This is a genomic window from Lachnoclostridium sp. An131, from assembly GCF_002160825.1.
Lineage (GTDB): Bacteria > Bacillota > Clostridia > Lachnospirales > Lachnospiraceae > Laedolimicola.
In genome coordinates this window covers 134,056-156,407 of the sequence record NZ_NFLI01000006.1, presented here as the reverse complement: position 1 = coordinate 156,407, position 22,352 = coordinate 134,056, and the positions used below count along the sequence as shown (strand labels likewise).

General features: G+C 52.0%; 23 protein-coding genes and 1 pseudogene. 20 read left to right on the top strand and 4 right to left on the bottom strand.

What is annotated here, in order from left to right; all coding sequences use genetic code 11:
* Window positions 1–2: 2 nt before the first annotated feature.
* The 19 genes and pseudogenes from B5E77_RS06615 (at window position 3) to B5E77_RS06530 (ending at window position 17,624) form a co-directional block, all read left to right on the top strand.
* Entirely contained in the window at window positions 3–1,769 is a 1,767-nt protein-coding gene (locus tag B5E77_RS06615; protein WP_087164585.1) for a dynamin family protein, read from the top strand.
* Window positions 1,769–2,458 (top strand): hypothetical protein, encoded by a 690-nt coding sequence (locus B5E77_RS06610; protein ID WP_087164584.1) that lies wholly within the window; start codon window positions 1,769–1,771, stop codon window positions 2,456–2,458. Before B5E77_RS06615 ends, B5E77_RS06610 begins: the two co-directional genes overlap by 1 nt.
* Window positions 2,459–2,478: 20 nt before the next feature.
* Entirely contained in the window at window positions 2,479–2,868 is a 390-nt protein-coding gene (locus B5E77_RS06605) for a zinc ribbon domain-containing protein (RefSeq protein WP_087164583.1), read from the top strand.
* Between the two features lie 123 nt (window positions 2,869–2,991).
* Window positions 2,992–3,579: a zinc ribbon domain-containing protein gene (locus tag B5E77_RS06600; protein WP_087164582.1), complete on the top strand. Its 588-nt coding sequence runs from the start codon at window positions 2,992–2,994 to the stop codon at window positions 3,577–3,579.
* 146 nt (window positions 3,580–3,725) lie between these two features.
* Window positions 3,726–4,280, top strand: a complete 555-nt coding sequence (locus B5E77_RS06595) for a zinc ribbon domain-containing protein (protein ID WP_204248022.1) — start codon at window positions 3,726–3,728, stop codon at window positions 4,278–4,280.
* 88 nt (window positions 4,281–4,368) lie between these two features.
* Window positions 4,369–4,692 (top strand): hypothetical protein, encoded by a 324-nt coding sequence (locus tag B5E77_RS06590; RefSeq protein ID WP_087164580.1) that lies wholly within the window; start codon window positions 4,369–4,371, stop codon window positions 4,690–4,692.
* Window position 4,693: 1 nt separating this feature from the next.
* Window positions 4,694–4,849: pseudogene (locus B5E77_RS17780) on the top strand (zinc-ribbon domain-containing protein); the annotation flags it as partial.
* Between the two features lie 6 nt (window positions 4,850–4,855).
* Window positions 4,856–5,221 (top strand): hypothetical protein, encoded by a 366-nt coding sequence (locus tag B5E77_RS06585; RefSeq protein ID WP_242963644.1) that lies wholly within the window; start codon window positions 4,856–4,858, stop codon window positions 5,219–5,221.
* 128 nt (window positions 5,222–5,349) lie between these two features.
* A complete protein-coding gene (locus B5E77_RS06580) occupies window positions 5,350–5,967 on the top strand; it encodes a zinc ribbon domain-containing protein (protein ID WP_087164578.1) in 618 nt (205 codons plus the stop codon).
* Between the two features lie 202 nt (window positions 5,968–6,169).
* Window positions 6,170–8,875, top strand: a complete 2,706-nt coding sequence (locus tag B5E77_RS06575; RefSeq protein WP_087164577.1) for a helicase HerA domain-containing protein — start codon at window positions 6,170–6,172, stop codon at window positions 8,873–8,875.
* Window positions 8,876–8,961: 86 nt separating this feature from the next.
* Window positions 8,962–9,390, top strand: coding sequence for a hypothetical protein (locus B5E77_RS06570; RefSeq protein ID WP_087164576.1), 429 nt, complete (start codon window positions 8,962–8,964; stop codon window positions 9,388–9,390).
* A gap of 57 nt (window positions 9,391–9,447) precedes the next feature.
* On the top strand, window positions 9,448–10,134 hold the full coding sequence (locus tag B5E77_RS06565) for a C39 family peptidase (RefSeq protein ID WP_087164575.1): 687 nt from the start codon (window positions 9,448–9,450) through the stop codon (window positions 10,132–10,134).
* Between the two features lie 3 nt (window positions 10,135–10,137).
* Entirely contained in the window at window positions 10,138–10,611 is a 474-nt protein-coding gene (locus B5E77_RS06560; RefSeq protein ID WP_140393093.1) for a hypothetical protein, read from the top strand.
* Window positions 10,608–11,327: a LytR/AlgR family response regulator transcription factor gene (locus B5E77_RS06555; protein ID WP_087164573.1), complete on the top strand. Its 720-nt coding sequence runs from the start codon at window positions 10,608–10,610 to the stop codon at window positions 11,325–11,327. The genes B5E77_RS06560 and B5E77_RS06555 overlap by 4 nt, the downstream gene beginning before the upstream one ends.
* Window positions 11,328–11,345: 18 nt before the next feature.
* Window positions 11,346–13,112 carry an Hsp70 family protein gene (locus B5E77_RS06550; protein ID WP_087164572.1) on the top strand — a complete coding sequence of 589 codons (1,767 nt, stop codon included), beginning with the start codon at window positions 11,346–11,348 and terminating at the stop codon, window positions 13,110–13,112.
* An 81-nt stretch (window positions 13,113–13,193) separates the two neighbouring features.
* Window positions 13,194–15,677: an Hsp70 family protein gene (locus tag B5E77_RS06545; RefSeq protein WP_087164571.1), complete on the top strand. Its 2,484-nt coding sequence runs from the start codon at window positions 13,194–13,196 to the stop codon at window positions 15,675–15,677.
* 188 nt (window positions 15,678–15,865) lie between these two features.
* Window positions 15,866–16,528: a vWA domain-containing protein gene (locus tag B5E77_RS06540; protein ID WP_087164570.1), complete on the top strand. Its 663-nt coding sequence runs from the start codon at window positions 15,866–15,868 to the stop codon at window positions 16,526–16,528.
* Complete coding sequence (locus B5E77_RS06535; RefSeq protein WP_087164569.1) at window positions 16,525–17,103, top strand: O-acetyl-ADP-ribose deacetylase; 579 nt, start codon at window positions 16,525–16,527, stop codon at window positions 17,101–17,103. The genes B5E77_RS06540 and B5E77_RS06535 overlap by 4 nt, the downstream gene beginning before the upstream one ends.
* A gap of 17 nt (window positions 17,104–17,120) precedes the next feature.
* Window positions 17,121–17,624, top strand: coding sequence for a hypothetical protein (locus B5E77_RS06530; protein WP_087164568.1), 504 nt, complete (start codon window positions 17,121–17,123; stop codon window positions 17,622–17,624).
* Between the two features lie 358 nt (window positions 17,625–17,982).
* Here B5E77_RS06530 and B5E77_RS06525 read toward each other — a convergent pair whose 3' ends face one another.
* Entirely contained in the window at window positions 17,983–18,771 is a 789-nt protein-coding gene (locus tag B5E77_RS06525; protein WP_087164567.1) for a hypothetical protein, read from the bottom strand.
* A 488-nt stretch (window positions 18,772–19,259) separates the two neighbouring features.
* On the opposite strand from B5E77_RS06525, the gene B5E77_RS17775 reads away from it, so the two are divergent.
* Window positions 19,260–19,481 carry a hypothetical protein gene (locus tag B5E77_RS17775; RefSeq protein WP_087164566.1) on the top strand — a complete coding sequence of 74 codons (222 nt, stop codon included), beginning with the start codon at window positions 19,260–19,262 and terminating at the stop codon, window positions 19,479–19,481.
* A 46-nt stretch (window positions 19,482–19,527) separates the two neighbouring features.
* Here B5E77_RS17775 and B5E77_RS06515 read toward each other — a convergent pair whose 3' ends face one another.
* The 3 genes from B5E77_RS06515 to B5E77_RS06505 form a co-directional block, all read right to left on the bottom strand.
* On the bottom strand, window positions 19,528–20,709 hold the full coding sequence (locus tag B5E77_RS06515) for a DUF1266 domain-containing protein (RefSeq protein ID WP_162609661.1): 1,182 nt from the start codon (window positions 20,707–20,709) through the stop codon (window positions 19,528–19,530).
* Between the two features lie 181 nt (window positions 20,710–20,890).
* A complete protein-coding gene (locus B5E77_RS06510) occupies window positions 20,891–21,376 on the bottom strand; it encodes a hypothetical protein (protein WP_087164564.1) in 486 nt (161 codons plus the stop codon).
* Between the two features lie 204 nt (window positions 21,377–21,580).
* Complete coding sequence (locus B5E77_RS06505) at window positions 21,581–22,201, bottom strand: TetR/AcrR family transcriptional regulator (RefSeq protein WP_087164563.1); 621 nt, start codon at window positions 22,199–22,201, stop codon at window positions 21,581–21,583.
* Window positions 22,202–22,352: the final 151 nt, after the last annotated feature.

Below are 22,352 nucleotides of genomic sequence, written 5' to 3'. Positions count from 1 at the left end.
GTATGGGAGCAGGAATAGAGAATCGAATTACATACGATCCGGATGAGATCACCCGGCTTCTGGAGAACCAGCTGGATAAGCTGAAGGTGTTCCGATTCGACAGCCGTTACCGCAGTCTTCTGGGAGAGAGCTTCATAAATCTGGCCGCCCGCTGGGAGAAGGACATTCTGAGCCGCCGGAACGACCCCTTTACCCTGGTGGTCTGCGGAGAGTTCAAGAGGGGGAAATCCTCTCTGATCAATGCCCTTCTCGGAGAGGACGTGACACCTGTCAATGTGACGCCGGAGACCGTGGCCCTGAACCGGATCATCTATGGCCCTCATTCCAATGAGGCGGTGCTTCCGGGAGGAAAGAAGCTGCAGCTGTCCGATGAGGAGATGCAGAGAGAAAATCTGGAAGCCCTGATGCGCCAGACAGGCTTTTCCTTCCGGCAGATAGAGCTCCAGAGACCCGTCGATTTTCTGAAGCAGACGGCTGTGGTGGACACGCCGGGTCTGGGAGACTCCATGCAGGATTTCGGCGGGCTGGTGGAGGAGGCTCTGGCCCAGGCAGACGCGGTGGTCTATGTGTTTTCTGTCAATTATCCGCTGTCCCAGACAGAACAGCTGTTTCTGAAGACCATGATTGTCCCGCAGAAGTACACGGATCTGCTTCTGGTGGGAAATTATCTGGATGTGCTGAACAGCGAAGAGGATTACGAGAGAATGAGAAGTCTTCTGGTTTCCCGGATTCAGAACCTGCTTCCGGGCCAGGAACCCTGGCTCTTAAGCGCCCTGGATGAGCGGTGCAGGCAGCTGAGAGAGGAGAGGCCTAATCCTCAGATGGAGGCGCAGCTGGGGGAGCGTTTTGACCGGTTCCGGGAGGAGCTGAACCGGCTGGTGGAGGCGAAGAAGGAGACGATTCTGCCGGATCGGATGCAGCGGCTGGCCCGGGGCATGATCGCGGAGCTCTCGGAGAGTCTGACGGCGCTGGAGGACGGGCTTTCCATGAGCAGCCAGGACGTGAAGGCTGCCATGGAGCGCGTTCAGGAGCAGAAGGAAAGCCAGATCCGGACGCAGGAGGAGACCGGACGCAGGATCGACCGTCTCATAGATTCCATGAAGGCTGAGAGCCGGATGTGGATGGGAGAGCTGCTGGACGATATGCAGCAGGAGGCAGGAACGCTCACAGACATACCGGCTGCGGAGCTGAGCAAATATTACACCTTTTACTGCATCGATACGATTCAGGAGGGAATGAACCGCTGTATCGAGCAGCATACCCTGTATCTCTACGATCTATTGGAAGAGATTTCGGCGGAACTGTCCGCAAAGCTTTCTAAAACCACGGTGAACAGCTCCTATGGTTTCCGTTTTACTCTGGACAACCGGACCTGGACGAAAGGCGACAACGTGAGCTATGTGGTGTCCAAGGTGGGAAGCCTTGCCCTTTTGAGCCTGGTGGCGGACGGCGTGGCAGGAGCCATGCGCCAGAAGGAGATGGCGGACAAGGCGCCGGATATCCTGCGTTCCATCGGCAGGCAGTATCCGGGGCTGCGGGCCTCTGTAAATCAGGCCATTGACTCTGTCTATGGAAAGCTGGGGGAAAACGCAAAGAAGCAGCTGGCAGAATATTACGGGGATAAGATCCGCACGGCTCAGGAGCAGGTGGAACAGTCCGCGATGGTAGCCCGCCAGGATGAGGAACGAAAAGCGGAGATCCGGACGGCAGTCTCTGAAATCCGGGAGATTCTGAGCCAGATTCAGACAGAACTGGAGGGAATGGCGTAATGGGTGGATTTACGGTAAACGGCTTTGGAGCGACAGACCGGTTCGTTCCCATCAGAAATCTGGGAACCTTCCAGTGTCCGCACTGTAAGCAGGAGCGCATGCTTCAGCTGATGGAGGTACAGAGGAAGGTAAGCCTTCTCTACATTCAGACAGTGACGATCAACACAAAGTACGCAATCGCCTGCGCGTCCTGTCAGAACGGCTATTACATAGAAGAACAGCAGAAGGACGATATCCTTTACGGCCGCGCGATAGCCACGATCACGGAGCAGGGCGCGGTTCTGTTAAAAAAAGAGAAGATCATAGACGCTCCGGAAAAGCAGGAAAAGCCGTCTCTGCTCCAAAACAGCCAGGCGGAGCGGCAGACTCAGTCTGCGCAGCAGAATACTCAGCAGGATACTCAGCAGGATACGCTGGCGGGGCAGCAGGCCCAGGCGGAGCGGCCCCGGCGCAGATTCTGCGGCCGGTGCGGCAGCTCCCTGGACGGACAGACCGGGCGATGCCCGGTCTGTGATGGCGCGGAAAACAAAAGCACAGCGGCGGATACCGGTGCGGCCGCAAATGCGGGCGTGGCGCAGAGTCTTGCCGGAAAGCTGAGCCGGAAGATCTGCCCGGTCTGCGGCTTGCTTTTTTCTAGTGATAAAACAACCTGCCCGGTGTGCGGAAGCGGTCTGGAAGACCGGAAATAGAATGAAGAGGGAGAAAACATATGACATATTGTGAAAACTGCGGCGCGCCGCTGGGAGAGAACGTAAAGTTCTGCGGTCAGTGCGGTGCGCCGGTGAATACCGGGACGAAAACGAGAAAGTATTGTAAGAATTGCCATACAGAGCTGGAGCCGGGGGCGATCTTCTGCCCGGAATGTGGTTACCGGGTGGTGTCGGACCCTGAGCCGGCGCCGGCTCCAAAACCAGATCCAAAGCCGGAACCAAAGCCAGATCCAAAACCAGATCCGAAACCTGAGCCGAAGCCGAATCCGGTGCCAGCCCCGGCTCCCCGGGGCAAGAAAACAGGATGTCTGGGGACGATTGTCAAATGGATATTCTGGTTTCTGATTTTTATGTTTATACTTTGGCTTGTGACAATGGCAGGTAAGTAAAGTGCTGTTGTGAAAGAATGGAAATATGCCTCGTATGGAGAAAAATCCCTGAAGAGCTGCGGCGGATGGTGCATTTTACGGATGCAGCTCTTCAAGGATTGACGCGGCAGAAAAGAGGAGTATATGGCATATTGTGAAAACTGCGGAGCGCCGCTGCCGGAAAATATCCGCTTCTGCGGAAGGTGCGGCGCTCCGGTAAATGTGGGAGCAGAAGTAAAAAGGTACTGTAAGAACTGCCATGCGGAGCTGGAGCCGGGAGCGGTATTCTGCTCAGAGTGCGGCTACCGGGCAGAACCGGAGCCGGGGCCAAATCCGGGCCCCACGCCGAATCCCGGTCCGGAACCGGAGCCTGTACCAGATCCGGAGCAGCAGCCATCCGGGGAACCGAGACTGATAGGGGAAGCGGCAGGGCCTTTCTTATATTTAAAAACAATAAACGGCTCGGGATTTTACAACAGGTATTTACTGATCTATGAGGACAGACTGGAGCTTCGTGACTGCAGAAAAAAGCAGAGGCTGGAGCCTGTGATCCTGTACATGCGTGACATCGGACTGGTGCAGGATGAGGAAAAAAGCTTCCGGAGGAATGGATATATTATGCTGGTTATGAAGAATGGGGAGCGCAGGTTTCTGTACATTGCAGACAGAACGAAGAAAGCAAGTCAGCAGATCCGGGAAACTGCTTCCCTGATCCGCAGCCTGCTGTCATAACGAGCCGTTCATGGAATGGAGTATTTTTGTCTGAGTCGAAGGAATAGGGAGATAGGTATGATAGAGATTAAGAGGAATACTTATGGATACCATAGAGAAGCAGGGGATCTCCCTGGAAGTACAGAGCATCGAGGTGAAGCATCAGAGTGAAACGTGAAATGTGCTGTAAAAACTGCGGCGCGTCATTGGGAGCTGGGGCAAAATTCTGCAGTCAGTGCGGCGCTCCGGTAAACGCAGGGGCAGAAACGAAGAAATACTGCAGAAACTGTCATTCAGAGCTGGAGCCGGGAGCGCTGTTCTGTCCGGAGTGCGGATATAGGGTGGTGGAAGAACCGGAACCGTCCAATCCAGACTCTTCCATATTGGAGCCGCAGAATGAGGCAAAGCTGCTGGGGCAGGCGGAAGGGCCGTTTGCATGCCGTATGCAAGGAACAGAAAATCTTTCGGAATTTGGCTTGAGTCTTTTGATTTATGAGGAACGGCTGGAACTCTGGAAAGGGATAAGAGAACAAAATCCGCGGCTCATTATTCAGATGCGCGATATCAGCCTTGTTCAGAACAGAAAAGTAAATGCCCTGACAAACGGCTGTATTCTGCTTCTTATGAAGAACGGAGAGAAAATCTCTCTCAATTATACGTCAGGAAGCACAAATCTACAGGCGGAGAATGCCGCGGCGCTGATTCGCAGTTGTCTTGGTTAGAAATCAGGATGGCATACTTAAAACCTGAATACAACTACAGTAAATCATGGAATATTTTTGTTTGAACCAAAGGAATGAGGAGGCAGGTATGATAGAGATTAAGATGAAGGTCGATGAAGTAGATTATGAAAGGGCGCTGGAGACATTGCTTCCTCTGCTGGCAGAGCATTTCTCCTCAAAGACGGATAACGCGTTGATTTCAGGAATCTTATCCAAGACGAAAGGGCTGCCCGTAGCGGCGGTAAAGGCGATGCTGAAGACGTTTCCCCAGGAGACAAAAGATGAGCTGGCCGTATTCTGCCTGAATTATTATGGGGAGAACATTTCCCATATGCTTACAGACACCTTAGAGAAGCAGGGGATTTCTCTGAAAGTGCAGAGTGTCGAGGTGAAGTATCAGGGGGAATCGTGATATGTACTGTGAAAACTGTGGGGCATCGTTGAGAGAAAACGCGAAATTCTGCGATCAGTGCGGTACGCAGGTGGATGCCGGAGCAGAGACAAAAAAATACTGCAGCAACTGCCATGCAGAACTGGAGCCGAGGGCGCTGTTCTGCCTGGAATGCGGATACAGGGTGGAGCCAGAACCGAGACCTGACCCAGAACCGCAGCCCTCGCCGAATCCCATTCCAGATTCAGAACTGCAGAAAGAAGAACGGCCTCTGAAAATCATAGCGGCTTCAACGGTGAGGCCTGTCTGGATTTTTAAAGATCGAATTGAAGTGCGGCATGCAAAAGGGAAAGAGCCTGACCGGGTAGTTGCCCGTATGAGGGACATTGCTTATGTTCAGTTTCAGAAAGGCTCTGTCTGGAAAAATCCCTGTATAAATTTGTTTATGAAAGATGGGAAAAAGATTCCTCTTATTTATGCAATGTATTCAAGCAAAGCAAAGCGGGAACTGGAGGAAATCGCGGCGCTGATCCAGAGCTGTCTTGGTTAGAAATCAGGACGGAATATTCAGAAAGAAGAGATCCTGAAAGAACTGCGCGAAGGCTGGTGGAGCGCTGCGAGAATAGACGCCGTCAGGTCAGCGCTTGCAGATACGTTGGAAAAGGAGACAGAGAGATTATGCAATATTGTGAAAACTGTGGGGCATCGTTGAGAGAAAACGCGAAATTCTGTGACCAGTGCGGCGCTCTGGTACATATCGGAGAAAAAGAATACTGCCAGCACTGTCATGCGGAGCTGGAGCCAGGAGCGCTGTTTTGTCCGGAGTGCGGCTACCGGGTGGTGGAGGAACCAGCCCCAGAGCCTGAACCTGTGCCTGATCCGACGCCCCCGCCAGCTCCAAAGACAGACTCAAAACCAGACCCAAAACCAGATCCGCTGGAACAGCAGAGCAGTACTTCGCTGCAGCCATTGCTGAATATTGGCGCGAATGCGTTCTTTGCGGCGGTGATAGCGGCGGGTATGTCCGCCTTGGGCGCTCTCTGGATGGCGGAAGAAAGCAGCTGGATGTATTTTGGAGAGGCATTTTTACTTATTGGAATAATGGGGCTTGTGGGCTGGCTGATAGCTGTAGGCTCTTTTGCAATTGCAAGAAATTACCAGAAGGCAGCCCAGAGGGAAAGTGATCCGCAGAGGCAGCGTCTTTTGAAAAGACAGGTAAATTTTTTGGTGTATCTGGGTTATCTTTTGGTGGTTCTTGCACCGTATGTGCTGGCTTTTGCATGTATATATTTGTGACAGGACAAGCCGGGGAAAGAGATTCTTCCATTTCGCCCCGCAAAAAAGCAGAACAGCCCCCGGATAACCGCAGGCCGGGTATGATATAGACAGTTCAGAGGCCGGAGCAGAGAACCGGAGCAGCGGATCAGAGCAGCGTGCCGCCCGGCGCGGGCAGAACAGCAGCAGCTTCCGAAAGGGAAGGAGGACACAGGAAACTATCATGGCAAAATTAAAAGAAGACATTTTGATGGACGTCAGGCCCCGGGATCTTCTGAAGAAGCTGAGCCTTCAGGATCAGAAGGTGGAGCTGGATATCCAGGTGCCGGATAATTTTTATCAGACCATGCTGGAGCAGCTTCTGGAACGGGATTACCTGAATTATACTTCTGAAAAAATATTTCAGCCGGAGACTTCCAGGCGGGCGAAGAAGATCCACTGGCTTCAGATCACCCGGCTGCCCATCCATCCCAACGAAAACGAGAGCTACGATCTGCTCTCACGCTGGCAGGGCGTTCTGTCCAGCCTGCACGCCTGGGATTACCGCCTGATTTTCCTTCTGCTGAGAAATCAGGGCGAGACGAAGCTCTTTCTGGGCACGGTGTCTTCCCGGCAGGAGGTGGCGGCAGAGGAGGCTATCGAGCAGATCCGGGAGGCGGCTTTTGGCTCCATGCCGGGCATGGGGCTGCGGACCCTGGATGAGAAAAAGGCTGTGGATGAGGTGAATCTGCCGCTGCTGGACATGAATTACATTGGCGCGGTGACGGGTATTCCCTCCTTCCGGGAAAATGAGAAAAAGGGTATGCTGCAGACTCTGGATCAGCTGGCTTTCGGCATCCGTGACATGTACGGCACGGAAAAGGATTACGCCATGCTGGTGATCGCGGACCCGATTCGGGATCAGGAGATTTCCGATATCATTTCCCGTTACCGGAGGCTGGGAAGCCAGATCCATACGGGAGTCCGGCTGACAGCGGGCCAGTCCCTCTCCAGGGGCGAGTCCATGTCGGAGCAGGGAGGCATCGGAATGGGGATTTCCATTCTGAGTACGGTGCTGGGGGCCATCGGCGGTTCGATGCTGGGCGGTATCATGGGAAGAAGCATCGGCATGATGATGGGCAGCCAGATCGGAGGAATGCTGAATAAGCAGAAGCAGGCTTCTGTCAGCGGCTCCGCCTCCACCAATCAGGAATATCTGGATAAATTTGCAGAATACGCGGAAGTGGTCACGGATCATCATGTGGCCCGCCTGAATGAGGGCAGAAATTTAGGATTCTGGAACACAGGCGTTTATGTGCTGGGCACCTCTCCCAGAGATGTGGTGACGGTTACGGGTATGCTCCGGTCGGTCTATTCCGGCGATACCACTTATTTCGAGCCCATCCGGCTCCATCTGTTCCGGCCTGATTCCAATGCCCTGCAGATCGTCCGCAACCGGTTCGAGCTGCTTCCGATGGCGGAACGGGCCTCCCGGCCTTCAGAGACAGAAAAGGAAAAAGGGACGGGCCGGGAAGAACAGAGGGCAGAGGAAAACTGGCATATTTTCGGAAGAGTGTACCAGTATCTGAGCACTCCCATCAATACCCGGGAGCTGAGCCTGGCTACCTCCCTTCCCCGCAGAGATGTGCCGGGCCTCCGGTTCGTGAAGACGGCTGTCCGATTTGCCAACAATCCTGCGGTGATCCGCGGGGACCGGATTACGCTGGGAAATATCGTGGACACCGGTATCATCCAGAATACGACCTACGACATCGACGTCAATTCCCTGGTGCGCCACGCGCTGGTGGCAGGCGGAACCGGAAGCGGAAAATCCACCACCTGCAAGCGGATTCTCTCGGAGGTGATCCGCCGGGATATTCCGGTCATGGTCATCGAGCCGGCCAAGGACGACTATGTGCGCTGGGCCATCGAGCAGAACAGGCATCTGCCGGACGAGAAGAAATTTACGATTTACATGCCGGGAGTCAGCGAGGTGGACGGAACGCCTGTGGAGGAGCTGCGCATCAATCCCTACGAGCCCGCGGCGGCTCCGGGGGCGAAGGTGGATCTGCTGCAGCACTGTGAAAATTTCGTGACCCTGCTGAACGCCTGCCTGCCTTCCGAGGAGGTCGTGCCGATTCTGATCGAAGAGGTGGTGGACGAAACGATCCGGGACTTTGCGGAACGCAATGACTGCGATTATGACGCCGGGATCACGGAGCCTCTGCCGAAATATCCGGACATCGACAGGATGCTGGAGAAGGCACGGGATGTGATGAAGCACAAGTCCTACGCGAATATGAACCGGGACAATCTGACCGAGGTGCTGCTCACCCGTTTCAAATCCCTGCGCAGGGGGATGCGGGGCCGGATTCTGAACGTGCCCAAATCAACGGATTACCATAAGCTGTTTTCCGGAAACGCCGTGATCAACATCAGCCGGCTGGCGGGCAGCAAGGATAAATCCCTTGTCATGTCGCTTCTGATGCAGGCCCTTTACGAGTACCGGATGTCACGCTACACCAACGATCCGGAATACAGGGCCAGGGCCCAGAAAAACAGTCTCTGCCACCTGACCCTTGTGGAGGAGGCCCACAACGTGCTTCTGAAGCCTCAGGTACAGAAGAGCAGCGGAAGCCCCCAGCAGGCGGCGGCCGACCTGTTCGACAACCTGCTTTCAGAGGTCCGGGAATACGGACAGGGGCTGGTGGTCGTGGATCAGGTACCCACGCGGCTCATCGAGGGAGCTGTCAAAAACACCAATTACAAGATTGTGCACCGGCTGACCGCGCCGGACGATCAGGAAATCATGGCCTCCTGCATGGCGCTCAGGGATGATCAGAAATATATTATCCCCGCGCTGGAGAAAGGAAACGCCATCATCTGCGGAGACGAGGACGACGCGGCGGCCTGGGTGAAGATGCCCGCGCCGGGCCAGGATGTGAGATAGAAACCTGCCGCAGGAAAAAGCCGGCGCAGGAATCCCCGGCAGGACCTGATGTATACAAAAGCGGACAGGGAAAGGAGGAAAGAGACATGAGCATGGAATGGATGGATTATGAGGAATACGAGAACGAAAAATATGAGAATGAAAAATATGAGAATGAAAAGACAGAAGAAGTTTCAGAACTGGCAGAAAACAGTCTGGAAGAGGCGGGGTGCACGCTGGGAAGCGGCGAGATGACGGAACAGGAGCTTCTGGAGGAGCAGAGACGCCAGGAACAGCTGGAGAAGCTTTACGACGAACGCAGCTATCTGCAGAGAAAGCTGAACGCGGCAAAAGACAATCTGGAGCATTCTGAAAAAGCGCTGGAACAGCTGGAATCGAATAAAGAGCAGGGTATGGAGGGCGTGGATTCAGCTATTTCCAGACGTGAATTCCAGGTAAAGGTATACACAAAAGAAGTGGCGGATCTGGAACGGGAGATCTGGTTCCTGGATGGAAAGATAGCGCTTCTGGAGTGATTTGGCCGGTGTTTTAAAGGGGCAGAGGGATAAAAAGGATTTTATGGAGGTGAAGCAATGTCACTGGAGATTTGGGATGACGATATGGCGGAGGCCATGGAGCAGGCGGAAGGACAGCAGGAGCTGGAAGAAGGCGTGCTGATGGAGAACATCGGGGAGATGCAGCAGGAGCTGGGCGGCCTGATGGAAAGTTTTAAGGATTTTTTTGAGGGAGATGATATTTCCGGCGATCCGGAGAAGGACATGGAGAACTGGCATCACCAGACAGAGCAGAATTCCTGTGCGGTGGCCTGCCAGGAGTTCGTGGCGGAGCAGCTGCTGGACCGGGAGTTCTCCGAGCAGGAGCTGATTCAGCTGGCCACGGAGCGGGGCTGGTACGATCCGGCCACGGGAACGCCCGTAGCGGATGTAGGCAACATTCTGGAGGAGCTGGGACTGGAGGTAGAACGGCAGAATGGGGTTACCCTTGCGGAGCTGGCCGAAATGCTGGATAATGGAGAAAAGGTGATCGTAGGGGTAAACAATATGGTTCTGGCCAATCCGGCCATGGCGAACCTTCCGGGCATGTCGGCCAATCATGCCGTACAGGTCATCGGAATCGACGGCACAGATCCGGACAACATTCAGATCATTCTGAATGATCCGGGGGTGGAGAACGGGCAGGGAATCCGCCATGATCTGAGTACCTTTATGACAGCCTGGAGCACCAGCGGAAATTATACAGTGTCCGCAGATAAGGAGTAAGCTATGATGAATTCAGAAAATATTGTAAAGGAACTGATGAACCATCCCGTAATCCGGACGGAGCTGCCCATGCAGATGCTGCTGGGGCTTCCCTGTCTGGAGAAAAAGGCAGGACGGCTCTGCATGAGCTTTAAACCCCACAGGGAGGAATATCAGGACGGTAAGGTAATTTATTATCCCCAGCAGTTTGAATTGAGCTTTGTATATCCCTTTAAGAGGCTGGTCTGCTTCCGCAATCTGATGTTCGAGCGGAAAATCGATATCACAGAGCCGGTCTGCAGCGTGGAGGCTGCGTGGCTTACAGAACGGGGCGCAGAGCTGATGAAAGAGCTGTACGCCGCCTGCGACAGAGTTCTGTCCTTCCAGGAGCAGGACGGCCGGGTCTCTGATATGAGCGTAGACAAATACCAGAAGACATACCGGGAGACAGTGGAAAAGCTGGGTCTTACGGGCCTGTACGGAGGAACGGAAGCATGATCTGCGCGGCAGTTTTTGAGACGGATGAAAGAGTGAGAGATCTTCTCCGGGAATGGACGGTGGAGTATCTGATCCGGGAGAACCGGGAGCTGAATCTGCTCTGGTTTACCCAGGAGGTGACGGAGCAGAAGCTGGAAAAGTACGCGAAAAGAATCAGCTTTGCGCTGATTTCCCTAGACCGGGACGCAGGGCGCAGGGCAGGAGAGCTGCTGTACCGCCTCAATCCGGAATGCAGGATTGCCTACTACCGCTGGGAGCCCTGCGCTCTGGAGCCGCTTCTTCCCACCCGCCCAGCGGCCTTCTTCCTCCGAAAGGACGACAGAGGAAAGGAAGAGCTGCAGAAAATCCTGGACAGGATTCTGGAGGAGCTCTCCGGCGCGGAGGACATCTTTTTCTACGAAGGGAGAAAGGGGATGTACTGCATTCCCCTTTCCCATATCCGGTATCTGCAGAGCGATCTGAAATATGTGGAGATTCATACGGCTTCCGGGGAAGGGCTGCGGCTCTTTTCCCGGTTATCGCCGCTGGAGCCCCAGCTGGACGGGCGGTTTGTGCGGATACATAAAAGCTATATTGTAAACAGCCGCTATGTGGAGACCCTGGACAAGGGGGCTCATCTGGTGCGGCTGTCAGGCGGAGAGACCCTTCCGATCTCGGACGCCTGGTACGGAAGAGCGCTGGAACGGCTGCGGGAGCTGAAAGCACAGAATAACTGACAGAGAGGGGATGGTGTTATGGCGGCGGAGCGTGTGATTGGGGTCGATTTCGGCACAAGCACCTCGGTGATCCGGGTGAAACGGTACCGCGGCGGGGAACCCGTAAGCCAGGAACGGCTGGTGGCAGAGGCCGTCGTATTCAATAACGGGATTCCCATGGTTCCGACTCTGATACAGAGGCTGGGAGAGAACGCCTATTTTGGCTGCGATGCGCAGACAGCCAAAAGGGGAGCTGTCCTGTATCACAGCTTTAAGGTGGATCTGGAAAGCCCGGACCCGGAAAAGCGGCAGAAGGCCCGGGAACTGACGCAGGAATTCCTGAAATATCTGGCGGGGGTATATAAAAGCCAGAGCGAGGGCGGCCATCTGGGAGAGGCGGACGACCGGGAACGGACGATCATCAGCTATCCGGTAAAATGGGGCAGCGGGACGAAAAAGTTCATGCTGGAGGCGGCCGGCCAGGCGGGCTTTCCCAATGTAGAGGGCATGGATGAGGCCCAGGCCGCCATCCATGCCGTGACTCTGCAGAGCGAAAGCTATCTGAAAAAAGAAGGCTATCTGAGGGAGGGACGGCCCTGCACCGTTCTTCTCATTGATATGGGCGCGGGGACGACGGACCTGGCCCTGTGCCGGTATATGCCCGGAGACAGTCCCGTGACAGAGACGCTTGTTTCCTGGCCTGTGGGAGGAAATGTGCTTTTCGGAGGCCGCGAGGCCGACGAGCTTCTGCGGGATTACGCCAGAACAAAGCTGCCTGAGGACATGGCAGAAAAGATCCTCTCAAAATGCAGCGCAGACAAGTTCAAGGCCTGGAAGGAAAACACCGTGTCGCCGGGACTTTTAAGAAATGATACGGTAGAAAATTTCCCGGATCTGGATATGATCGCAGAGCTCTATGACGTGGAGATGGAACCCTGGCATCTGACCCGGCAGACCTTCGAGGAGAAGGCAGAAGCCTACCTGAAAAAATTTCCTGCTCTCATCCGGGGCTGCATCGCCGCGTCCGGCGTAAAGGACGCGGACATCGAGCTGGTGATTCTGACCGGCGGCCACAGCCAATGGTATTTTGTAAAAGAGATTCTGACCGGCAGGCTGCCCGCGGTCTGCGGCAGCCTTCTGCCTCAGATCACAGAGGACCCGAACCGCATTCTCTCTGTGACGAGGCCCCAGGAGACGGTGGCGCTGGGCCTTGTCTACGCGCCGATGGCTTCCTTTTCAGGCTCTCCGGCCGGCCTGGCAGACGCGGAGGACATCACAGAGAATGTGTATGTTATGGATGCGGAGGGCTTCGGAGGTGCTTCGAAGTCTGCAGCCAGTCCGGTGGTTCTGCCGGAGTCTGCAGGCAGCTCTTCCAGTCTGCCGGAGCCTGCAGCCAGCTCTTTCAGCCTGTCAGAGCTGGCGGAGAAATTCACGGCAGGACAGGATTTTGTGCATCCCGGCCGGGGTGATTTCGCAGTGAAGAATATGACCCTGCTGCGGGAATATCTGGGGATTTCAGCAGGCGAAAAGGTTTATCTGGCCTGCGACACGACGCTTCTGGGAACCTGTAAATACGGCTATGCTTTCGCGGAAAGCGGAGTCTACAGCAGAAGATACGGGGGCATGGAATTCATTTCCTGGGAGATTTTTGCAGACAGCGGTTTCCGGCCCTTTGACATCGGGGAGTTTGGAATCGGCATCGGCCCTCTCACTCTCTGCCATACAAAGACCGGGGAGCCCGGGAACGCCCTGCGGTTCATTGAGGAGCTTCAGAAGTACCTGCGGCAGAACAGGAAACAGGGATAACACAGGCTGACAGGAACGGCCGTCCGCGCAGCTTCAGGGGAATCAGGGGAAAAAGAAATATCAGAAAGCGAGTGAAAGAAAATGGCGGCAGAACGTATCATAGGAATTGATTTTGGAACAAGCACCTCTGTCGTGCGCGTAAAACGGTACAAAGACGGGATGCCTGTGGAAGGCGGAAGTGTTCTGGATACGAATTCCGTCATTTTCAACGGGACATACCCGACTGTGCCTACGCTGATTCAGCGGACCGGGGACACTGCATATTATGGTTATGACGCGCAGGTGGCGAAGAAAAAGGCTATATTGTTTCACGGCTTCAAGACAGATCTGGAGAGCCCGGATGAGAAAAGGAGACAGGAAGCCCGGGAACTGACGCAGGAATTCCTGGTTTATCTTGCGGCAGTCTACAGAGCTCAGAGCGAGGGCGGTCATCTGGGAGACGCGGACGATCAGGAGCGTACTCTGATCAGCTATCCGGTCAAATGGAGTGCGGATACAAAAAGGTTTATGGTGGAAGCGGCGGAAAAGGCGGGTTTTCCCAGGGTAGAGGGGATGGACGAGGCACAGGCGGCGATCCATGCGGTGACGCTTCAGAGCCAGGATTACCTGCAGAAAAGGGGATATTTGAAAGATGGAAAATCCTGTACGGTTCTTTTGATTGATATGGGAGCGGGTACGACCGATCTGGTGCTCTGCCGCTACACGCCAGGGGAACGGGCAGAGACGGAGATTCTGTCCACATGGCCCGTAAGCGGTGATATCCTGTTCGGCGGCCAGGAGGTGGAAATGCTTCTGCAGGATTATATCCGGGAAAAGCTGCCGGAGAACATGGCCGGCATGGTTCTGAAGCGGTGCGGTTTCGACAAGTTCAAGACCTGGAAGGAGATGGTCGTTTCGCCGGCCCTGGCCCGAAACGAGCGGGTGGAGGGCTTTGCCGATCTGGATTTGATCACAGAACTTCTGGATCTGGAGATGGAGCCCTATGGACTGACGCGCAGTGTTTTTGAAGAAAACGCGGCAGAATATCTGAAAAAGTTTCCGGAGCTGGTGAACGGATGCGTCAATGCGGCCGGCGCCGCCGCCCGGGACATCGAGCTGGTGCTCCTGACCGGCGGCCACAGCCAGTGGTATTTTGTAAAGGAGATGCTGACAGGGAGGATGCCTGAGATCTGCGGGGAGCTGCTTCCGAAGATTGCAGAGAATCCAGAGCGGGTGATTCCTGTGACGAGGCCCCAGGAGACGGTGGCGCTGGGCCTGGTGTATACGCCCTTATCAGCAGAACTGAAGCCGGATGGAAAAAGCGTTTCATCAGTAAAGGCCGGATTGGATGAAAAAAACACTTCATCAGTAAAGGATGGCTCAGATGGGAAAGATATTTTTTCTGCGAAAGCCGGGCCGGATTCAGAAGAGCTGGGGAAGCGGTTTGATATTTATGAAAGCCGCCGGGCCGGAAGAAGCGGTATTCAGATTGTGGCTGTGGACGCAAAGGGAATACTGCAGAAGGCAGAGCTGAAAATGAACGGATCTGAGATTGCGGAAGATACTCAGATATTGGCAGATAACCGGGACAGGTATCATATGTGCAGCAGCGTTTCAGGAGAAGCCGTCCCGAAGGCAGTCAAAGAAATTGCAGCGCGCAGCCGGGCCGGAAGGTTTCAGCTCAGAGGCCAGGAACTCTGGTCAGACATTGTGAAGGTAGTGAATTATGATTATGGAGCAGAGGTGCTGGCGCGGCCGTTTGGCCTCAGAAAAGACGGTACTGTGGTGACAGTGAAATATTATGAGAAGGACAGTCTCGGAAATCTGAGTCAGCAGCAGAAAGACAGAGGACTCTGGAATATGCTCAGTCAGTGGGAAGGAATCACAGACCTTGATTATAAGAATAACTGGCTGATTGGATGGAGAAAAGACAGCTCCTGTGTGCTTCTGAATGATAACGGAGAGGGATGGAAACACGAAAATACCCTTGCACATGAAAAAGTGCGGTCAATAGATGCCAGTCTCAGCATGGCGGCGGCCATTCTGGAAGACGGAACAGTAAAAATCATACCGTCAGGCGGGCGTTTCGCGGACAGGGAGCTCATTCAGAAACTTATTGCACAGACAGCATACTGGAGAAATATAGAAAAGATATTCTGTACCCAGCATACGGTGGCGGGTATCCGCAGAAATGGAACTGTGGTTATAGCCGGCTGGAGAACAGCTGAGGTTGAGAGGGAGCTGTGTCTGTGGAAAGAAATTTCATCGATTGCAGTCAGCCCGGGAGGAGGCCAGATGCTTGGGCTGCGGAAGGATGGAAGAGTGGAAGGCACAGGTATTTTGAAAGAACTGACCAGAGAATGGCGGGATATTCTGTCGGTAAAGCTGTATCAGCATGCAGGCGCTGGCAAAGAGACTCTCTGTGCAGCAGGCGTCAGAAAGAATGGTGGTTTGATATATTCCATATGTGTGATCAGCTATCATACCGGAGAGAAGAAAACAAAAGGTCTCTTTTTCCGAAAAGCAGAGCCAATGCCTCCATCAGTCATGAAGAAAAATGGACTGATAAAATGGAAGATGCTTTAGAGCATACCAGAGATATTTTCGGAAAACTTCCTTCCTGCAGCTTAAAAATACCAGGATATCCGCATCAGGCTTTTTACGTGTTAAGCTTATTTCATCAGCAGACAGGAAGAGAAGAAAACCGGAAGAGCAGGAAACCGGAAGTCTGGCTGAGCAGAGTATAATCACAGAACGCAGGGAGGGAAAGAAAAATGAGAAAAGATTTGACAGAGCTTGTATTTATTCTGGATAAGAGCGGTTCCATGCAGGGACTGGAGGCGGATACTGTCGGCGGCTACAACAGCATGCTGGAAAAGCAGAAGAAAGAGCCAGGCAGCGCCAATGTGACTACGGTGCTGTTCAGCAGCGATATCAGCCTGCTTCATGACAGAGTGCCGATTGAAGAAGTAAGGGCGCTGACGGACCGTGAATACAGGGTCGGCGGCATGACGGCTCTTCTGGATGCCATCGGAGATACGGTGAACCGGATAGCTGCCGTACAGAAAGCGCTTACAGAGGATCAGAAGGCCGGAAAAGTGATCGTGGTCATCATTACAGACGGTTATGAAAATTCCAGCAGGGAATACAGCTATGACAAGGTAAAAGGACTGATAGAGCGCCTGAAGGCAGAGCGGGACTGGGAATTCCTGTTTCTGGGAGCAAATATGGACGCGGTGAAGGAAGCCCGGCGCTTTGGCATCGGGGCAGACAGGGCGTCGTCTTATGTCAATGACAGCAAGGGAATTGCCAGAAGCTTCGGGGCAGTCGGAGGAGCAGTTTCCAGCTTGCGGAACGCGCCCGGAGGATCGGCGGTCGGTGCAGAATGGAAGAGGGAGCTCGAGAAAGATGTAAAGGAAAGAGGAGGAGACTCATGAGAACTGCTGCAGAGGAAATCAAAAGGTTCGGACCGGTAAAGGGAATTCTGCTTACAAATGAAGATATCACCCGTCTGGAGGTGGACTGCATTGTAAACGCCGCCAACAAGACCCTGCTGGGCGGAGGCGGCGTGGACGGTGCGATTCACAGGGCGGCAGGACCGGGGCTGCTGGAGGAGTGCAGGACGCTGGGCGGCTGCGATACGGGACAGGCGAAGCTCACCGGAGGCTACAGGCTTCCGGCCAGATATGTCATCCATACGGTGGGCCCTGTCTATGGGCGGGACGATGAGGGATTGCTGGCTGTCTGCTACAAAAACTGTCTGGAGCTGGCGAAGGAGCATGGGATTCGTTCTATTGCCTTTCCGGCTGTCTCTACAGGAATTTACCATTTTCCGAAAAAAGAAGCGGCGGAAATTGCCGTGAGAACAGTGCAGAGATGGCTGAAGGCTAATCCGGATCAGCGGCTGGAAGTGGTGTTTTCCTGCGTGGACCGGCGCGTATACGATTGTGTTCTGGAAGAACTGGAAAAGTCCGGGGCGGTAGCCGAGGACGCTCCTGCTGCTGAAGACTGACAGAGAGGAGGGAGCTTATGGGTTTTTCACATTCTTACAGCTATGGTTTGAGGGAGAATCCGGAAATTATCTTTACCAGCGACCGGACTGGCCGGCAAAAAGCGATTACGGATAAGACGGGACGATTTGTCGGTTTCCCGGGGATCGTGAAGGAGAAAGAATGGACGTCGCATCTTACTGAAGAGGGCTGCCTGGAGCCTGTGATCCGCTACCGGACAGAATTTGGGAGGTTTGACGAGCACAGCTATATCATTCGATGGCAGGTTCAGCCGGACGGAATGTACTGGGCGGATGAAGACGGCTTCGGTATGACTTCGGATGAAGAAATTGTGTTATATGCCCTGCTGGATCTGGACGGAAATTATATTGGACCCTTCCGTGTATATAAGGTAGGCATAAAACGTTATCTGGAACCGCCTGCAAAGAGAGAACCGGTAAGACATCTGCAGCCGGAGAAAGAGGTGAAAGAAAAACCGGAAGGAAAAAGTAGATTTTGGCTTGGAAAATGGCGGAAGAGATAGGATATGAGGAGTAAAAATATAGATATGTTTCAGGACAAACCTCGTATATGGGAGAAGGAAACCTAACAGAAAAGCGGCAGTACAGTCATTGAGAAGCTCTTGACAAGAATCAGAGATAGATACAGATGAGCTGGCGTCAAGAGGCGTCCGCAAATACACTGTAAGAATCTGAGAGCAAAGAAAATGAAATGGCATGAGTGAATGGTATCCATTTGGTACTTTGTTTGGAAAAAGAATGAAACTATGCGAGTGGACTTGTGTGGAAGATAAAGGCAGCCGCTAGCTGGCCTTGAGCTTTCGACAGCCTTCATCTTCCACCACATAGCCGGTTGAGGCAAGGTAGATATACCGTTCTTGCCTACTCTCTCCCGTTCAGCAATTTTTTCATGGCTGAGTCAATATTCTTCTGCATGAATTCTTTCTGTTGAGAATCTGTGAACAGGGGATAGGACCGGGTCAAAATGGCGACGGCCCGGCTGGGATCATAGGGGATGTTTCCTTGCGAATCACGCACATCGTGGGTGTAATACATATAATAAAAACCATAGGCCGTGCGGATGATATCTTCTTCAAACAGTTGCAGCGGCGGCTTTGTGAATCGTTCATCCATCATTTGGAAGGAAGTAAATGCTGTGTAAAATTCGTTTATCCCCTTCTCCATAGTCAGCCGTAAAAGAACGGTTGCTGTCAATGCAAGATCTGTCACGCTTGCCCGCTCGGCGGGAATTTTCTTCAGCCACTCCCATGCTCCCCATAATTCGTCATTTGAATAGTCGCAATATGCGCAAATCAGCCAGACATTTTGCAGAAAGGTCATTGCTGTCTGCTGCTGGGCCGGATCTCTGCGCACAGCCTCAGAATTTAAATATTCCCGAAATGCTTGTTCCGATGCACGGGCATAGACGTAGGCTTCGCTGGGGCAGAAGTACTCATTGACATTCCACAGTGCCAATATGTGCGCATGCGTAGCTAAAACGCCCTCATAGGCATTGCAATGCTGCTGATAATATTCCATTGTTTTACTGTATAAAGACTCCAGTGCCTCTGCTGCTTCTTCAGAGTGCTCAGACAAATATTTCCCGGCCAGCTCTGTCACCTGCCGAGTGTGCTGCGCTGCCTGTGCCTCCAGTGAAGAGTATTCTGTCATTTCAATTCCCCCTTTTCCGTATTTCATTTGTTCAATAATTTAGGCTTCTACTGCTATCGAAAAACTGTCCTTACTCCACTCTTTCATAATTTTAGCCATGAAACTCACATCTGCTGTTATTCAAACGCTATATTTAAAGTAATTCAAAAGCCGTTTAACGTCATCTTTCTCTCCATAGGCTCGTCCCCCCTGTCATAAAAATGTACATTTCTGCAAATGTAAACATTTCCTTATAAATAACAATTATACACTTTAATGTGACAAAAATCCAGTGCCATCGATAGCTTCAGCAGAATGACAACTGGTGACTTGACATTCTATTTGCAAATGGGCGTTGATGATTGGTAAAAGGTTGATTTAGCGAAGCCGGCCGGGCTGGCTGGCCGCTCAAGATAAAGGGCGTATCTTCTTGAAAAATTAAAAAAAGTCTAGTATAAACAATATTTGTTAGATTAAACTAACTAATAAAGCATAAAGAAGGAAGCTCTATGTCTCTCATCAATAAAGAAATCGGAGAGTTTACTGTACAGGCTTACCATGAAGGCGCCTTCAAGACCGTTTCCAAGGCGGATGTACTTGGGAAAAGGATTGTTCAGACGGGAAAGAGCGGTGAGGTGTTGTCAAGTGAAATGAGACGGGAATTTTTTGCTGGTGTCGGTGTACCAAGGGCGCATTGCCCCTTGTACACCGATGTCAACATAGAGATATGAAAAAACAATTAGCGGCTGGTGAATAGCAGCAAATATTCAAAAAGATTTATAATGTGAAGCCAATTTTTCTCTGTGCAGGCCAGGGGCAGTCGCGCCATTGTCCGCTATCCTGCTCCGCTTTTCCGGTCAACAGGTCTGTGGCGGCGTCTGCAAGATAACCCAGGTAACTTCCTGCGGAGCTGTCACCGCACAGCAATTTCCACATCAGGCCGCCAAAAAGATAAGATTGAGCAAATTCGCGCCAGCTGTGCAGCTCCTCGACAACTTTTTGGGAGAGATCCCACAGAATACCAACAGCCTCGCTTTCCGTGATCCAGCCTAAATAGCATCCCCAGCGTGTCAGCATCGCTGCCCGGCCAATATCCCATCCAGCCATAAAACCGGGGGCATATTGAGCCTTATACCGCTGCGCAAACCTCCATGCCCGGCAAACGGACTCACGGTCATCTTCGTCCATAGTTTCGTCCATCAGTTCCTCCGGTGAAGACGCCTCACTATAAAGCTGGTACCGCAGGATATATCCCTCTTGAGCCAGATAGCGGATCATATCCAGCAGATCGCTCCGGCCATCGATTCCCCATGAGCGGCGCACAAGAGACACGATTTTCTGTTCCATAACAGGAATATGCTCCTCCACATCCATGTCATCCAAATCGTGGCTGTTGAGGGTCGATAAGATACCAGACAGCAGGATGCCAAAGCGTTTCCATTTTCCATCCTCTTTTTGATAGGGGAGCGGTTCTGGTTCGGGCATGGCCTCAATCCGGGCCATAGCCTCTTCCAATGTAATATAAAGGTTTTCTTCCAGTTCCAGATCAAATGAGCGTTCTTCTTCATCATCCGCATCTTCCATTTCCAGCGTTTCCAGAGCCGCCGCAAGAATCCCCATATCTTCTCCGAAAAGCTGCTCCATTAGGCCTCCGGCAGCAGCTGAAGCCGCTTCGGCGGCTTTATCATTTACCATCTTTTGCAGCAATTCCTCATTCGCAGCCATTTGAGCCATACTGTCCGGTCCAAATATCTGTCCGAGAATTTCTACTTGACGCTGAGTATTAGCGGCAATCTGTTCTTCTACTTCATCGGCAGATGCAGCTGTGTCCTTTTCAGAGCTGGAAACCTGGATTTTACTGATCCGTTCCTCGTTCTTTTCCATAGTTTCTTTCACAGAAGCGAGCGCCTGCTCTTTTGCCTGCCGTGCCTGTTTCAAAATCTCGTCTATATCTAACATTTTCAATCCTCCCTGTCCGGGGGGAGCGGATGCCATGCCGGAGGTTTTTTGTGACGTGTAAACGGCTTTTTAATCTGCCGCAGGATTGCTTCTACAAAATGAAACCATAAATTGCCGATTATAAACACGATCACAAGAAACAGCAGGAACGCTCCGATTTCTCCAATAGGCATCTTTTACCTCACTTTGTTGCAAAACGGTTTATAAAGAAGTCAGTAAAAGCGGCCAATTCATCTTCCTGTGATACATAAACATACAGCTTTTCATCTTCCAGCCAGTCGTAGGCATTGATGCCAATGTATCCTTTTTTATCCGGGTAAATAATGAAAGCATCGGTAGGGTATTTATTCCGATAGGCTTTCAGAATTTCAGAGCGGCGATAGTAAGTCGGATCACCGCAGCCGGAAAGATCGGGTACTGTGGGAACAACCACAATCGTCTGGCTGTTTTCGTTCCAGCCGACAATCAGATTGCCAATTTTGGTTTTACTTCCATGAACAAAGCCATAGTTAAAACGGCTCACATCTTCGGTATATCCGAAAATCAGTCTGTAATTGTCTCCGTTTTCTACCACCTGGTTAAATAGAGCGCGCATTTTCTTTGAGTTTGCATTGCTCTTTTCCATGTCAATTTCAGGCTCCTTAAATAACTTGCTGAAAAATCCCATAATCTTTTTTCCTCCTAAATGTTTGAATGTTCATTAGAAAAATCAAATACTTTCAGCGCATGCTCTTCTTTGCGGTTTATTCCGGGTTTTATTTCTTAAAATAAGAGCAAAAATCAAAATTTGTTTTTATTCTGGCTAAAATACAATCCGTCTGAATATATGGCCGAAACATGATATTCGGACGGATTATCTCATTCCAATCACTCAAACGGCAGGCACTGCTTTTAATTTCTCCAGGGCATCTACAATGGCGTTTATTTGAAAGTCAACTGTTTCATCGGCAGCTTCGGGAACAAACAGAGGTAACGTATCAGGGATTGCTCTGCGTACAACCATCGCTGTCAGACTCAAATTCGTAAATAAATTGATTCTTGCCGTGTCTGCCTTTATGCCAAAGCTTTCTAAAATTTCTCCAAAAAGGCGGCGCTGCTTTTGACGGAACAGTTGATAGCTTTCCTTTGACAAACGTTTGAAAATAAGCTGCTGTTCTTCAATCGTTAAAACAGCGATACCATTTTTCTCTCCGTAACAGCAGGCATAGAGAAATTGTTTCACGGCATCACGCCAGCTTAAAGCAGGATCGGCCATCAGTCTTTGCGCCTGTTCAATAATTTTAGGCTGCTGCAGGTACAGCGTTTCAACGATCAAATCTTCTTTCGTTGCAAAGAAAGAGTAAAAGAAAGTTCGTGAGATACCAACTTTTTTATATATTTGCTCCACAGTAGTATGCTGTATGCCCTGTTTTGCCATCAGTTCAAGACCAACTGCAACAAGTTCCATTCTAATGCGCTCTCTATCTTCCTCAGAATAAGCTACCCTTGGCATCCTGTCACCTCCTTCCCATAAAATAAAAACAAATTTTAAAATCTGACCTTATTCTAACATATCCAATAGTACAACACAAGAGTGAACTTGGGGGGGCGCCTATCCAGCAGCTCAGTCATTTGGAGGATTATTGGGAAGTGTCAGCATTAAG